The sequence below is a fragment of the Colwellia sp. 6M3 genome (genome assembly GCF_014077595.1).
In the GTDB taxonomy this organism is placed as follows: Bacteria; Pseudomonadota; Gammaproteobacteria; order Enterobacterales; family Alteromonadaceae; genus Cognaticolwellia.
Map to the genome: position 1 here is coordinate 1 of NZ_JACGWF010000099.1, position 13,837 is coordinate 13,837.

The following is a 13,837-nucleotide window of genomic DNA, read 5'->3' on the forward strand; positions in this document are numbered from 1 at the left end:
ATACAAGACAGAAATTAATTAAATTTATGTAGACTTAAACAAGGAATTACCAATGAAAGCATTTAAAATCTCTCTACTTGCAGCACTTATCAGTTCACCATTAGCTGCCGAAAACATTGATAAAACATGGGAATTCGGTGTGTTTGGCGAATATATGAAGTCGAGCACTAACAAAGAAGCAAACTTGGATTGGGACCGAATTGAAGCCGGTAAATCAATTGGTATTGACTTACAAAAGGTTATCAATGATTACTGGGATGTTCGTGTTGAGATTGCTAAAACTCGTTACGACGTAAATAACGGTGGCGATAAAGACTACGGCATTCGTGGTGGTATCGACGCTATTTACAAATTAGAAGACAGCAATATTTATATGTTTGCTGGTGTAAAACGTTTCAGTAACGTAAGAAGCTACAATGCTTTAAATGTTGGTGCAGGTTATAACTTCCCAGTTAATGACCGTTTATCATTTTATACCGAAGCCGCTGTTTACAAAGATGTTGACTATGGTTTTATCGACCAAGGTTTAAAACTAGGTGTTAAATATGCCTTTGGTGATGTTAAGCAAGCTCCAGTAATGAGCAAGCCTGAAACTGTAGCTCAACCTGTTGCTCCAAAAGCGGTAGTTAAAGTTTTAGATGCTGACAACGATGGTGTTGCTGACAACATGGACCGCTGTGCTAATACCCCAGCAACAGTTAAAGTAGACTCTAAAGGTTGTACTTTATATTCTGAGCATGCAGTTGAAATTAAGCTTAACATCGCTTTTGCTAATAACAGTTCAGTAATTCAACCGGCGTTAGTTGATGATATTAGACGCTTAGCTGATTTTATGAATGAGTACACGCGTACTTCAGTTGAAATAGAAGGCCATAGTTCAGCGCCAGGTGATAGCAACTATAACTTAATGCTTTCACAGAAACGTGCAGACGCAGTTAAAAGCGTTCTAATTAACAAGTTTAACATTGAAGCTAGTCGACTAACATCTAAAGGCTACGGTGAGTCTCAGTTGTTATCAACAGAAAATACTCGTACGGCTAACCAGTTGAACCGTCGCGTAGTAGCTAAAATTGAAACAAGCGCTAAAAAAGTAGTAACTAAATAGTCGTTACTGACTTGTTATTCAGAACGAAGTGAATTAATCCACTTCGTTCTGAATAAACGAAAATCTAAATACATACCCAACCGACTTACTTTGCAGAGTTTCTGCCCGTAACAAGTTGGGTATTTTTATAAATTTAAAAGGATTATGATGAGAAAAGTAAGTAAATCTACATTAGACTTTATTAATAAAAATATTAATATTAATGAGCAAGCATCTTCATATCCATTGCGCACTCAACAAAACATTAATACCACTTCGCCAGAAGTAAAAAAACCTGAAATAACGTTAAAACAGCTAAACTCTTCTCCTGTTAATTCAGCCACATTAAAAATGACTAAAAACTTCAATTACTAGGTTAACCCATTAAAATAAGTGGATACCGACAGAAATTAAACTTTAGAATATAAAAATCCAATCACTTTAAAATGCAATTTCATCAAATTGTTCTATATTTAGTTTAATTAAAACTAATAAAATTTTAAGTCCCTTCCTTCTTTTTTACATAGTAAACATCACGGTCCACCCTTGTCTGGGTCTTTATTTTAGAAACCCGCGACGGCTATAATTAATCATTTCAGTGAACTAAAATTAAGTTTAACCGTAATGTAATTAAATGTACTTGAAATTTATTAGTTTTAGTTCAGGTCTAGTCTCTCATAGCAATTATAAATTGATTTTCAATCCATGGTTAATGACAACAAATTAGGTAGACAAATGAAGTACAGTTTAATCGCCCTTAGTATTCACTTTATCTTTCAAACTCAAACAGCCATTGCTCAAGAAGTTGAAAAAACGGGTGTTGAAGTAATTGAAGTCTCAGGTGAACGTATTATAAATCATGGCTTTTCACCCAAAAATACTGCGATTAATGGTCCGTTCGGTGATGACTTAGGTTTAGCTGATATTGCGCGTTCAATGACACCAATCACTAGTGCCATGATGGAACAATTAAATATAACTGACTTACAAGATATATTAGCAATCACACCAAGCAGTTATTCAGCAAGTGGTTTTGGTGCACCGAGCCTACCAACGTTACGTGGGCAACTTGGCGAACTATTTCAAGATGGAATGCGTCGTCAAGCAGGTAATAATGGCTTTGGTGTGCCACTTTCTTTTAATTCTGTTGAGCAGCTTGATGTTATAAAAGGTGCGCCACCCGTGTTATTTGGTAGTAGCCAACGTAATGGCGGTTTTGTTAATTTACAATCTAAACGAGCTTCAACGCAAGAAAGTGCAGCAAAAGTAAAGTTTACTGCTGGTCGTTGGGACCAATACAGTGCACAACTTGATATATCGGCTCCTATTGTTAAAGGTGAAAGTGGCTTTAGGATCAGCGCTGAGCATATTGATAATGGCAGTTTTTACGATCATTCAAGTTTCGAAAGTGACAGTCTTTATGCCGCATTTAGGTTTCTACCAGATGATAAAAGCACTTGGGATATAAACTTTGAATTTTACCAAGTTGAATTTACTGACAATGCTGGTATCAACCGACCTACGCAAGCACTTATCGATAATGGCTTATATATAACGGGCCAAGGCGTGCAGCCTAACGGCAGCCTTATACCCGGTGCTGGTGCCATCATATCACCTACTGGACAGGTGAAAATCAGCCGCAGTACTGTATTAACAGACCCTGATAACGCAAACGAAGCCGAAACATTTTTACTTCACAGTATATATACGCGCGAATTAAGTGGACAAACAAGACTAAAAAACAGCACTTACTATCAACATTTAACCCGTGATGAAATTGCTCAAAATAGCTTTGTGGAAATTATAGATGCCGCAGATACCGCACAAAATAGACTAGAACTAAGTCATGACTGGAACAACCAACAACAAACCATTTTCGCCTTTGATGTTCGTTACAATAAAGTACGCGGTTATAGCCAATTTACTACCGAGGCTGACGATCCTATCGATTTAACAGGGCCCATTGAAAACCGACGCATTCCACTTACCCCTGAACAACAAGCTAGACTTGTAGAACTCAGCCCCGGTGTGTTTGTTTCACCCGGTGGACAATATGATATAAATAATGACAACGTGGGTGATTTTTCATTATCTGATACTACCGACTCTACCAGCTGGCAGACAGGCTTTGCTATTCAACAAGACAGTCAATGGAGTGAACGTTTAAGAACAAACTTTGGTTACCGTATCGACTTTTATGACGTAGAAGCCAGAGATCCTATTGCACCTGTAGGTCAAGTAGCAGCGCAAGATAGCATTAATAAAATATTACACTCAGGACAAGCTAGTATTAATTATAAGCTTGATACTGATTTAACTATTTATGCGGCAACTAGCTACAACGAAGCAACATCAAACAGTATGGCCGGTGGTAATTCATTAGGCGGTGACAATTTAATTAGTGAGCAGAACTTTGCCACTGAAAACACCCTCAATGAAATCGGTATTAAATATATCCCAAACAATAGTGCTTGGTATGTTGATGGTTCAATATTTAATCAACGCCGTAGTCTACGTAATCGCGACGGTAGTAACACAGGTATAAAAACCAAAGGTGTTGAACTGCAAGTTTTTTATGACGCTGCACCGTACTGGTTTAACGTTAGTTACAGCTACCTTGATGCTCGATATGATAACTCAGCTAGCAGTCAAAGCTCATCACAAATAGCCGATGCCTTTGATAATTCACGCCCTGATATTATTCAAGGCACCAGTGTAGGCGCGCCAAGCTTTACTGCATTCGCTCCATCAACTAGACGTGTACAAGGTATTCCAGAGCAATCTTTAAGTATTAATGGTGGCATTTATCTAACCGAATTTTGGCAAGCAGGTTTTGCCGCGTTATATACTTCTAGTTACCCGCTAGATTATTTGGCAACGGTGAACATACGCGATCAATACACCTTAGGTCTTAATACCAGTTATACCATAGCCGAAAACACTAAAGTGCGTTTCGATATTAATAACGTCACTAATCAAAAAAATTGGCGCCCCGTGTTTGAAGGGGGATATTTTGGCTCAACATTAGTTTTCCCTGAATTGCCTATCAATGCCAAACTCACTTTAACGCACAGTTTTTAAGGACACCTTTCATGTTTAAGAAAATATTATTATTAATTATCTCCATATCGCTGGTGGCATTGTTTTTTCATTACGATTTAAACCAATTACTTACGCTAGAAGGCCTGAAAGGATCAATGGATCAATTTGGCGAGTGGCGTGAACAATCACCAATATTAATTATTGGTGGTTTCTTTGCTTTGTACGTTTTAGTCGCTGCACTTTCGTTACCTGGCGCGGCCATTTTAACCTTGGCTGCAGGTGCTTTATTTGGTTTGGTTGAAGGCTTTATTATTGTTTCATTCGCCTCAAGCATTGGCGCGCTATTAGCCTTTTTAGTCTCACGCTATTTATTACGTGAAAGCATTAAAAAGAAATTTCCTGAACGCTTAAAAGCCATTGATGAAGGCGTTCAAAGAGAAGGCGCATTTTACTTATTTACATTGCGCTTAGTACCTGTTTTTCCATTCTTTTTAGTCAATTTATTAATGGGCGTTACTGGTATAAAAGCTTGGACGTTTTATTGGGTAAGCCAACTAGGTATGCTTGCCGGAACTGTAGTTTATGTTAACGCGGGTACTCAGCTGGCTGACATAGAAAGCTTGTCGGGCATATTATCGCCTAAGCTTATCTTCTCTTTTGTTTTATTAGGGCTCTTACCTTTAATTGGCAAAGCAATTGTTAATAAAATAAAGCAACGTAAAGTTTATAAAAAATGGCAAAAACCAAAAAGTTTTGACCGTAATTTATTAGTTATCGGTGCGGGTGCTGGTGGTTTAGTAACGAGTTATATTGCAGCAGCAGTAAAAGCGAAAGTTACGTTAATTGAAGCGGGTGAGATGGGTGGCGACTGCTTAAACTATGGCTGTGTACCCAGTAAAGCGATCATTAAAAGTGCAAAAATTGTCGATCAAATTAAACATGGTGAACACTACGGTTTAGAAAACGCTACACCACAATTTTCTTTCAAGAAAGTCATGGCTCGTGTTCATCAAGTTATCGCTGATATTGCCCCGCATGACAGTGTTGAACGCTACACTGACTTAGGTGTAGAAGTTATTAAAGGCTACGGAAAGTTAATTAACCCATGGACGGTAGAAATTAAACTTAACGATGGCACCATGCAAACACTCACTGCTCGCAGTATTGTTATTGCAACAGGCGCTCGTCCATTTGTACCGCCATTACCGGGTATTGAAGACAGTGGTTACGTTACCAGTGATACTTTATGGACAGAATTTGCCAAACTCGATACCGCGCCGAAAAAACTAGTCGTCTTAGGCGGCGGACCTATAGGCAGTGAACTTGCACAAAGTTTCGCTCGTTTAGGTTCACAAGTCATACAAATTGAAATGGCTGAGCGCATAATGATCAGAGAAGACTTGGAAGTCTCTGAATTTGCTAGTCAGTCTTTACAAAAAAGTGGCGTTAATATCCTGACCTCACATCAAGCTTTACGTTGTGAACAACGCGATGGTAAAAAATTCATCATTGTTAAAAACCTTAAGCACGAGCAAGGTTCAGAGCAAGAAGAAGAAATGGCTATCGAATACGACGAGTTATTGTGTGCTGTTGGCCGCTCTGCCCGCTTGAAAGGTTACGGTCTTGAAGAATTAGGTATCGAAACTAATCGTACTATTCAAACTAATGACTACTTAGAAACGTTATACCCTAATATATTTGCGGCGGGCGATATTGTTGGTCCTTACCAGTTTACTCATGTTGCCGCTCATCAGGGTTGGTATGCTGCAGTTAATGCATTGTTTGGCACTTTTAAGAAGTTTAAAGTCGATTATCGTGTTATCCCATGGGCGACATTTATTGACCCAGAAGTAGCGCGTGTTGGTATAAATGAGCAAGAAGCGATAGAGCAAGGTATTGACTACGAAATAACCCGCTTTGACTTTGAAGAGTTAGACAGAGCTATTACTGACAGTGCAGCTAACGGTTTTATCAAAGTTATTACACCAAAGGGCAAAGATAAAATACTCGGCGTCACTATTGTTTCTGAGCATGCCGGTGATTTAATTGCAGAATTTGTTTTAGCGATGAAACATGGTTTAGGATTAAACAAAATATTAGGCACCATTCACAGTTACCCAACATGGGCTGAAGGTAATAAATACGCCGCTGGCGAATGGAAACGTAACCATGCACCTGAAACTGTTTTAAGCTGGTTAGAGAAGTTCCATACGTGGAGAAGAGGTTAATACTCATGGTTAACTTAAACAAAGCCCTATTAAGGGCTAAATCTTTACCGTTAGCTTTATTGTTACTGCTAAGCACAGTTTATAGCGCTGTTAGTATGGCGCAAGAAACCTTGCATCAACCTTGGCAGGCTTTATTAGCTCAGCATGTAAAGCCAATAAATAATGGCCATTCAAGCCAAGTAGATTATGCGGGCATGAAAATGGAACGAGCGCAGTTAAAAACTTATTTAGCTGCTCTTAGTTCAGTTGATAAAGGCGTGTTTGATCAATGGTCAGCACCTAAGCAATTGGCTTTTTTAATCAACGCCTATAATGCTTGGACCGTTGAGTTTATTTTAACCGCATATCCAGACTTAGCATCAATTAAAGATTTGGGTAGCTTTTTTAGTTCACCATGGAGTAAAAAGTTTATTCCATTACTGGGTGAAACACGCAGCTTAGATAATATTGAACACCAATTAATTCGTGGCGATAATAAATATGGTGACCCACGTATTCATTTTGCCGTTAATTGTGCCAGTATTGGTTGTCCTGCTTTGCGTGAAGAAGCTTATAGTGCAGAAAAATTAGAGCAACAGTTAACTGAACAAACGGTGCGTTTTTTAACAGATACAAGCCGTAACCGGTTTAACGACAGTTCAATGGAGCTTTCTGCTATTTTTAAATGGTATGGGGATGATTTCACTTTAGGTTTTCGTGGCAGTAATTCTTTACCGACTTTTATTTTGCTTTATCATCAAGCATTAAATTTAACACCCGCTCAACAAGCATTATTGAAGTCTGAAAATATGGATAATAAGTTTTTAAATTATGATTGGACTCTCAATGCTGCTAGATAAGCTACAGCATTTAGTCAGCAGTAAAAAGAGTCGTTTAACGACTCTTTTTACTTATGTTTGTCTGAATAAATATATTATTTCATTAACCAGTAAACAAACACCTAGCTTAAAAGAGCAACGTCCTACAACTTCAAAAATAAAAGCCTTTATTGAGAGGTTTTGGCAGTTAACCATTATATTAGTCGCCCTACTATCTTTATCATCATTAAGTTATGCCGAACTTTCTTCAGCTGTAATCAGTGATCAAACCGCTATATCAGATGAAATATCTGGTGAAATGCCTGGTGAATTATCAGCAGCAAAATCGCCTAAAGTATTAACCCAAAAAACAACCTTAACAACTCGTTGGAATACCATTGAGTCATCAGGTAAAAATCATTCCGTATATTTTCACGCTTGGGGCGGTGACCCACAAATTAATAGTTATATTCAGTGGTTAGCAAAGCGAGTAAAACAATTACATAATATCGACTTACACCATGTAAAACTAACCGACACTAGTGAAGCTGTTAGCCGTGTGTTAGCAGAAAAATCGGCAGAAAATCATCAGCAAGGACAAGTTGATTTAGTCTGGATCAACGGCGAAAATTTTGCATCAATGGCTCAATATCAACTTTTAGCCAAAGACTGGGTTGCACAATTACCTAATTTTTCGTTAACTAATCCGCATGAAAACGAGGCCATGACCCGAGATTTTGGCTTACCAACACAAGGTATGGAAGCTCCTTGGGGGCAAGCGTCGCTGACTTTCTATTACACACCAACACATCAAAGCAATGAATTTAATTTTGCACAGCGTAGCTATCAAGAGAGTATTCAACATGCGCCTAAAGATGTTCAGCAACTACTCACTTGGGCTGAGCAAAAACCAGGACGTTTTACTTACCCCAAACCGCCTGATTTCTTATCGTTAAGTTTTCTTAAATATGCGCTTATCGCATTAAACCAGTTTCAAACAGAGCAAATAAAATCAGGTTTGTATCAAGCAGTAACACCACTAAGCCAAGCTGCGTTGTTACCCGTTTTATGGCGCTACTTAGATAAGTTACACCCCAACTTATGGCACCAAGGACAATACTTTGTTACCAGTGGCGCTGCACTGCAAAGGCTAGTGGGTGACGGTGAAATAAATCTTGGTTTCACCTTTTCTGCGGCGCAAATTCCAGCGTCTGTCGCGCGATATAACTTACCCGAAAACACCCGAAGTTTTGTTATGCAAGATGGCAGCTTAAGTAATATACATTTTGTTGCTATTCCTTATAATGCAGCGAATAGTAACTCAGCAAAAGTAGTTGCTAATTTTATGCTCAGCGTTGAAGCACAAGCTAAAAAACAACAAGCTGAAGTTTGGGGCGACAGTACCGTTATCGATGTTTCACAATTACCGTCACCGCAACAATTACTGTTTAGCACAAATCAGCAGTCTCCAAGTGCATTACCAATCAGCAGTAAAATAAAAGCATTAAGTGAACCTCACCCTAGCTGGTCTAAACTCATCAGCCGTGAATGGCTGAAACGCTATGGGGCGCAATAATTTATGAGCAATTCATTGATCACTAAAACTAAAACGCGTGATAGCTTTTTTAGCACGATAGTTAAAATTAGCCCTAAACTGTTAATGGCCATATTAATTTTGCCAGTACTTGGCGGCTTACTCGGCGTAATTTTACCCGCGTTTGGCTGGCTTCCTGCTTTAGATAAAACCCAATTAAACCTACAAGGGTTTGAGCAATTAATGCAAACACCCGGCATAGTGCAGATGATAGGCTTGAGCTTTTTAAGCAGTATTGTCAGTGGCTTGCTAGCGTTTATTATCACATTATTATTAATCGCAACATATTTCGATAGCCCTTGGTTAGCGCGCATCCAGCGTTTACTAGGGCCCATTTTAGTTATTCCACATGCGGCAGCCGCAATAGCCATTGCATTTTTAATTACGCCATCGGGTATGATCGCCCGTTTACTTTCGCCATGGATAACCGGATGGCAAAGCCCAATTGACTGGCTACTACCTCACGACCCATACGGTATAAGCATTATCATGGGGTTAACACTAAAAGAACTGCCCTTTTTATTATTAATGACGTTAAGCGCTATTGCTCAACCAGCGCTTAATATTAAGTTGCGCGCTCAATATCGTCTCGCCCTTAGCTTAGGTTATTACCCAATGACCGCGTTTTTCAAAGCGGTATTGCCAAACATATATCCATTAATGCGCTTACCCATATTAGCCATACTCGCCTACGCGAGTGCTAGTGTAGAAATGCCATTAATACTAGGCCCAAATACACCACCAACATTAGCCGTGGCGATAATGAATTGGTTTCATGATGTTGATTTAAGTTTGCGAATAAAAGCATCTGCGGGAGCTTTATTGCAGCTACTGATTACCGTTGCAGTACTCATTACATGGTGGATATTAGAAAGGTTAACACTGGCTATAACCTGCAAAAGCCTCAGCAATGGTCAACGCCAGTACGGCGATATTGTGTGGGCTAAAGTCATCAGTGTTTTTACCGTTTTGTTGATCAGCTCTATCGCGTTAGCATTACTTGGTATGGTGTTTTGGTCGTTTGCTGGCTACTGGCAGTTTCCGCTAGCCTTACCTGAGCAATGGGTGCTACTGCATTGGAAATCTGCTCTACTTCAAGTGCAAACACCTATAATAAACTCGCTCAGTATCGGTTTTGTATCAACAAGTGTTGCGGTCATTTTAACTTTATTAACCTTAGAGTATGAAAAACAAAATGGTGCTCAACTTTCAAATTACAGTAGTTTGATTATATATTTACCGCTGATGATCCCTAGCATTGCTTTTTTATTTGGTTTAGTTTGGTTGCAAGAAGCCTTGCACAATAAAACAATCTTTATAAATGTCGCCTTGGCACATCTATTGTTCGTTTTACCCTACGTATTTTTATCTTTAGCAACTAGTTACCGTAAACTTGATCCTCGTTATGCCCAAGTTGCTGCAAGCCTAGGTGCCTCACCATTAAAAATATTTTTACAGGTGAGTTTACCGCAACTACTTATACCTATTCTAATGGCCAGTGCTTTAGGACTTGCCATTAGCTTTAGTCAATATTTACCCACGTTACTTGTGGGTGGTGGTCGATTGAATACGGTGACTACTGAAGCTGTAAGTTTAGCCAATGGTGCTAGTCGTCGCACCAGTGCCGTATATGCACTCATACAAATGCTATTACCCGCCATTGCTTTTTCAATAATATGGCTAATATCGACACGACAAAACAAACAAAGAACGCACAAGATGAAAAGCGAGGTTACCTTATGAACCCCACTGGTGAGAACAACAGTTTACAGATCGAAAATTTGACCATATCACGAGATAAAGCCCCGCTATTATCACTTAATGAAACAATAAAAGGTGGTGAGGTATTAACCATTATGGGCCCTTCTGGCAGTGGTAAGTCAACCTTACTGAACTGGCTAACGGGCATGTTACCTAAAGGATTTAATGCTGATGGTAACGTACATTTAAATGGCGCTAATATTACCCACACAGCAAGTTACCAACGCCATATGGGCTTACTGTATCAAGACGCATTGTTGTTTCCGCATTTATCAGTTGCTGATAACATTGCTTTTGCCATGCCAAAAGGTGATAAAAAAGCTCGGGCAACAAAAATTAGCTTCGCCCTGGCTGAAGTTGGTTTAGCAGGTTTAGATCATCGTCATCCCGATAGTTTATCAGGCGGACAACAAGCACGAGTGGCACTTTTAAGGGTGTTATTAAGTCAACCTAAAGCTATATTATTAGATGAGCCGTTCAGTAAGTTAGATAGCCAATTACGCCAAGAAACACGACAGTTAGTTTTTGAACAAATAAAGCAACACAAGTTACCCGCTATAATGGTGACCCATGATGAGTCTGATGCGATTGCCGCTAACGGTAAAGTTATTCATTTGTCGATGAACTAGTCGATAAATTAATCAGCGAATCAGCTAATATCAACGTAGATGTGCCATAAAAATAAAATAGTTAAGAAGAAATTTCATGTTAGATAAATATATTACACCCGTGATAAAGCCCTTATTACATCCAGTAGTGAGTCTTTTAGATAAAAATAACGTAACGGCTGATCAACTCACCGTTATTGGTTTTATTATTGGTTTATTTGCCGTGCCTTTATTAGCCTTTAATTTGTGGGATTTTGCCTTAGCAGCCATTATTTTAAATCGAATATTTGACGGTTTAGATGGCGCATTAGCGCGTTACCAAAATAGCAGCACAAGTGCTGGCGGCTTTTTAGATATTTGCCTCGACTTTTTGTTTTATGCCGCGATACCTTTAGGCTTTGCTCTAGCCAATCCTGAACATAATGCATTAGCTGCTGCGGTTTTATTAGCGGTATTTATTGGTACAGGTTCTAGTTTTTTAGCCTTTGCTATTCCGGCAGAAAAATTCAACTTAGAAAAACCCCAATTTGCATACAAAAGTTTTTATTATTTAAACGGCTTAACCGAAGGCACCGAAACCATAGCTGTTTTCATCGCATTTTGTTTATGGCCGCAATATTTTACTGAACTCGCTTATGGTTTTGCTTTTTTAGCGGGTATAACAATAGTTACAAGAGTGTATGGTGGTTATCATACCTTGAAATTACAGACGATAAATATTCAAGCCTCTGCTAAAGCAAGTGCAGATACAAGCAATATTAAAACGGATAGCTAGATGACCGATGCCAGTTTACGATTAAGTATATTTTTCATCATTTTACTGACTATGCTCGTGCTAGAAAGTTGTTTCCCTGCACGAAAAAGCAAACTGACTAAGCGCGTACGTTGGTTAGGTAACTTCTCACTTTTAATTATATCGTCAGTCGTCGCTAGGTTATTAGTGCCTATTGGTGTTACCGGCATTGCCCTATACGCTTCATCACAAGGGTTAGGGCTATTCAATAATATTAACATACCAAACTGGCTGATCATCACCTTAAGCGTATTGTTATTAGATTTAATGATTTACTGGCAGCATCGAATATTTCACCTTGTGCCCATGTTATGGCGTTTTCATAAAGTTCATCATGCTGATAGTCATATCGATGCCAGTACAGGCTTGCGCTTTCATCCTATTGAAATTTTATTAAGCATATTACTTAAAGGCTTAGCTGTGCTATTACTTGGTGTACCTGCTATTGCTGTGATTATTTTTGAAGTAGCCCTTAATGGTTTTGCATTATTTAACCATGCTAATATTCGACTGCCTCGTTGGTTAGAATACCCATTACGTGCCATACTGATAACGCAAGTATTACACCGTATTCATCATAGCCAAGTGGTTGAAGAAACTAATAGTAATTATGGTTTTAGTGTCAGTTGGTGGGACAGGTTATTTGGGAGTTATAAATCTCAAGCTAAGAAGCCTGATGAAGATTTAGATATCGGCCTTAAAAACTATAAGGCCGATAATAAAACGGCGACGTTGTTGTCATTACTAAAAATGCCTTTTGACAAAAATTAGCCAACAATTTAGTCACTAAGCTGAGCACAACACCAAAGTTAACGCTAAGCTTAATGCAATAGACTTATTTAATTAGATCGTATTGTTTTTGAGCCGTATATGTTTGCAAGCCAAAATGATCTAAATTATAACTATAGGTCGCATTTTCATTATCAATTTGGCTAGAATGAATACCACCAACACGACATGTTCCACTGCCACAAACTATTTGATCACTCCAACTCTTGATAGAATAAACTCGGCTTGCAATCGTTTTACCCTCTAACCAATCTAAAAATGGGCTCGACACCGATAAACCACTAGCACCACAAGTAGGTGTCCAGACATTCCAAGGATAAGCGCCACAAGTCCATAAACCGCGATATGCACCAGCTACACCAACAAAGGCATCTACCTTATTACTTTTGCCCAATTTTATAACTTGCTGCGCGGCTAGAGTAACCCCCATAGAATGGCCAATAATATCAATTTTACCGGTACAAGAACTGGCTATTGCACTGTTAATCGCATTGTTAACGGGCGTTTCTTCTGCGCCACTATGATTGTTATAACTGGCAGAAGACCCGCCCCAAGATGGCCTAAAAATCTCGCTGTCTTTATAATTTTTTGCCTTAAGTAAATCATAGGTGTTATCCCAGTCAGATGGTGTACCGGTATTACCATGCACTAACACCACACTGTCAACACAGGCGGCATAAACATTTTGAGTTGCAAAAGTCAGTAATAGAGAAAGTAGTATTTTGCTTGATACTTTTAAGGGTATTGATTTCATGTTTGGCTCGCTTATTAATTATAGTTATTACGAATGTTCATTTAATGAACAAGGTTAACTGTAATAAACAATGCATCTAAAAGAAGTGCTACCTTAGTACTAGTTAAATAAGTGCATGTGTAAAAAACAAATCATGATTAATTTAACTGGAACTAACTTTATTGTGATTGTATTGGATGCAAGAAGCACTAGAGGCTAAGACTAAGCAATACAATTACACCAACTGGTATAACCACTATGATTTTATTTGTTATTGCGCTATAATTGACCGAAATATGGAAATAGAAAGTGTCTGAATAATTTACAGTAGTACTTAAATAAAACAATTAATTACTGGTAACTTATTGTATAAAAATGAATTTATTTATTTGGCGCGCTATTTGCTTA

At 38.6% G+C, this 13,837-nt stretch carries 11 protein-coding genes; 10 read left to right on the top strand and 1 reads right to left on the bottom strand.

Going from position 1 to position 13,837, the window contains the following annotated elements:
• Positions 1 to 52 precede the first annotated feature (52 nt).
• The 10 genes from H4J50_RS16255 (at position 53) to H4J50_RS16300 (ending at position 12,678) form a co-directional block, all read left to right on the top strand.
• Entirely contained in the window at positions 53 to 1,105 is a 1,053-nt protein-coding gene (locus H4J50_RS16255) for an OmpA family protein (protein WP_108456524.1), read from the top strand.
• A 147-nt stretch (positions 1,106 to 1,252) separates the two neighbouring features.
• Complete coding sequence (locus H4J50_RS16260; RefSeq protein ID WP_108456525.1) at positions 1,253 to 1,459, top strand: hypothetical protein; 207 nt, start codon at positions 1,253 to 1,255, stop codon at positions 1,457 to 1,459.
• A gap of 360 nt (positions 1,460 to 1,819) precedes the next feature.
• A complete protein-coding gene (locus H4J50_RS16265; RefSeq protein ID WP_182257363.1) occupies positions 1,820 to 4,165 on the top strand; it encodes a TonB-dependent siderophore receptor in 2,346 nt (781 codons plus the stop codon).
• Positions 4,166 to 4,176: 11 nt separating this feature from the next.
• A complete protein-coding gene (locus H4J50_RS16270; RefSeq protein ID WP_182257364.1) occupies positions 4,177 to 6,354 on the top strand; it encodes an FAD-dependent oxidoreductase in 2,178 nt (725 codons plus the stop codon).
• 5 nt (positions 6,355 to 6,359) lie between these two features.
• Complete coding sequence (locus tag H4J50_RS16275) at positions 6,360 to 7,193, top strand: DUF547 domain-containing protein (protein WP_182257365.1); 834 nt, start codon at positions 6,360 to 6,362, stop codon at positions 7,191 to 7,193.
• Positions 7,180 to 8,727, top strand: coding sequence for an ABC transporter substrate-binding protein (locus H4J50_RS16280; RefSeq protein WP_259366277.1), 1,548 nt, complete (start codon positions 7,180 to 7,182; stop codon positions 8,725 to 8,727). Before H4J50_RS16275 ends, H4J50_RS16280 begins: the two co-directional genes overlap by 14 nt.
• Positions 8,728 to 8,730: 3 nt before the next feature.
• Positions 8,731 to 10,488 carry an ABC transporter permease gene (locus H4J50_RS16285; protein WP_182257366.1) on the top strand — a complete coding sequence of 586 codons (1,758 nt, stop codon included), beginning with the start codon at positions 8,731 to 8,733 and terminating at the stop codon, positions 10,486 to 10,488.
• Complete coding sequence (locus H4J50_RS16290) at positions 10,485 to 11,135, top strand: ATP-binding cassette domain-containing protein (protein WP_081149882.1); 651 nt, start codon at positions 10,485 to 10,487, stop codon at positions 11,133 to 11,135. The genes H4J50_RS16285 and H4J50_RS16290 overlap by 4 nt, the downstream gene beginning before the upstream one ends.
• Before the next feature lie 76 nt (positions 11,136 to 11,211).
• On the top strand, positions 11,212 to 11,889 hold the full coding sequence (locus tag H4J50_RS16295) for a CDP-alcohol phosphatidyltransferase family protein (RefSeq protein ID WP_182257367.1): 678 nt from the start codon (positions 11,212 to 11,214) through the stop codon (positions 11,887 to 11,889).
• Entirely contained in the window at positions 11,890 to 12,678 is a 789-nt protein-coding gene (locus H4J50_RS16300; RefSeq protein ID WP_182257368.1) for a sterol desaturase family protein, read from the top strand.
• A 64-nt stretch (positions 12,679 to 12,742) separates the two neighbouring features.
• Here the strand turns inward: H4J50_RS16300 and H4J50_RS16305 are convergent, their stop codons facing one another.
• Positions 12,743 to 13,450, bottom strand: coding sequence for an alpha/beta fold hydrolase (locus tag H4J50_RS16305; protein ID WP_182257369.1), 708 nt, complete (start codon positions 13,448 to 13,450; stop codon positions 12,743 to 12,745).
• Positions 13,451 to 13,837 lie beyond the last annotated feature (387 nt).

Coding starts and splice junctions, on each gene's coding strand:
- H4J50_RS16290 (WP_081149882.1), top strand. CDS start 10,485: ATGAACCCCACTGGTGAGAACAACAGTTTACAGATCGAAAATTTGACC.
- H4J50_RS16270 (WP_182257364.1), top strand. CDS start 4,177: ATGTTTAAGAAAATATTATTATTAATTATCTCCATATCGCTGGTGGCA.
- H4J50_RS16300 (WP_182257368.1), top strand. CDS start 11,890: ATGACCGATGCCAGTTTACGATTAAGTATATTTTTCATCATTTTACTG.
- H4J50_RS16260 (WP_108456525.1), top strand. CDS start 1,253: ATGAGAAAAGTAAGTAAATCTACATTAGACTTTATTAATAAAAATATT.
- H4J50_RS16265 (WP_182257363.1), top strand. CDS start 1,820: ATGAAGTACAGTTTAATCGCCCTTAGTATTCACTTTATCTTTCAAACT.
- H4J50_RS16280 (WP_259366277.1), top strand. CDS start 7,180: ATGCTGCTAGATAAGCTACAGCATTTAGTCAGCAGTAAAAAGAGTCGT.
- H4J50_RS16285 (WP_182257366.1), top strand. CDS start 8,731: ATGAGCAATTCATTGATCACTAAAACTAAAACGCGTGATAGCTTTTTT.
- H4J50_RS16305 (WP_182257369.1), bottom strand. CDS start 13,450: ATGAAATCAATACCCTTAAAAGTATCAAGCAAAATACTACTTTCTCTA.
- H4J50_RS16295 (WP_182257367.1), top strand. CDS start 11,212: ATGTTAGATAAATATATTACACCCGTGATAAAGCCCTTATTACATCCA.
- H4J50_RS16275 (WP_182257365.1), top strand. CDS start 6,360: ATGGTTAACTTAAACAAAGCCCTATTAAGGGCTAAATCTTTACCGTTA.
- H4J50_RS16255 (WP_108456524.1), top strand. CDS start 53: ATGAAAGCATTTAAAATCTCTCTACTTGCAGCACTTATCAGTTCACCA.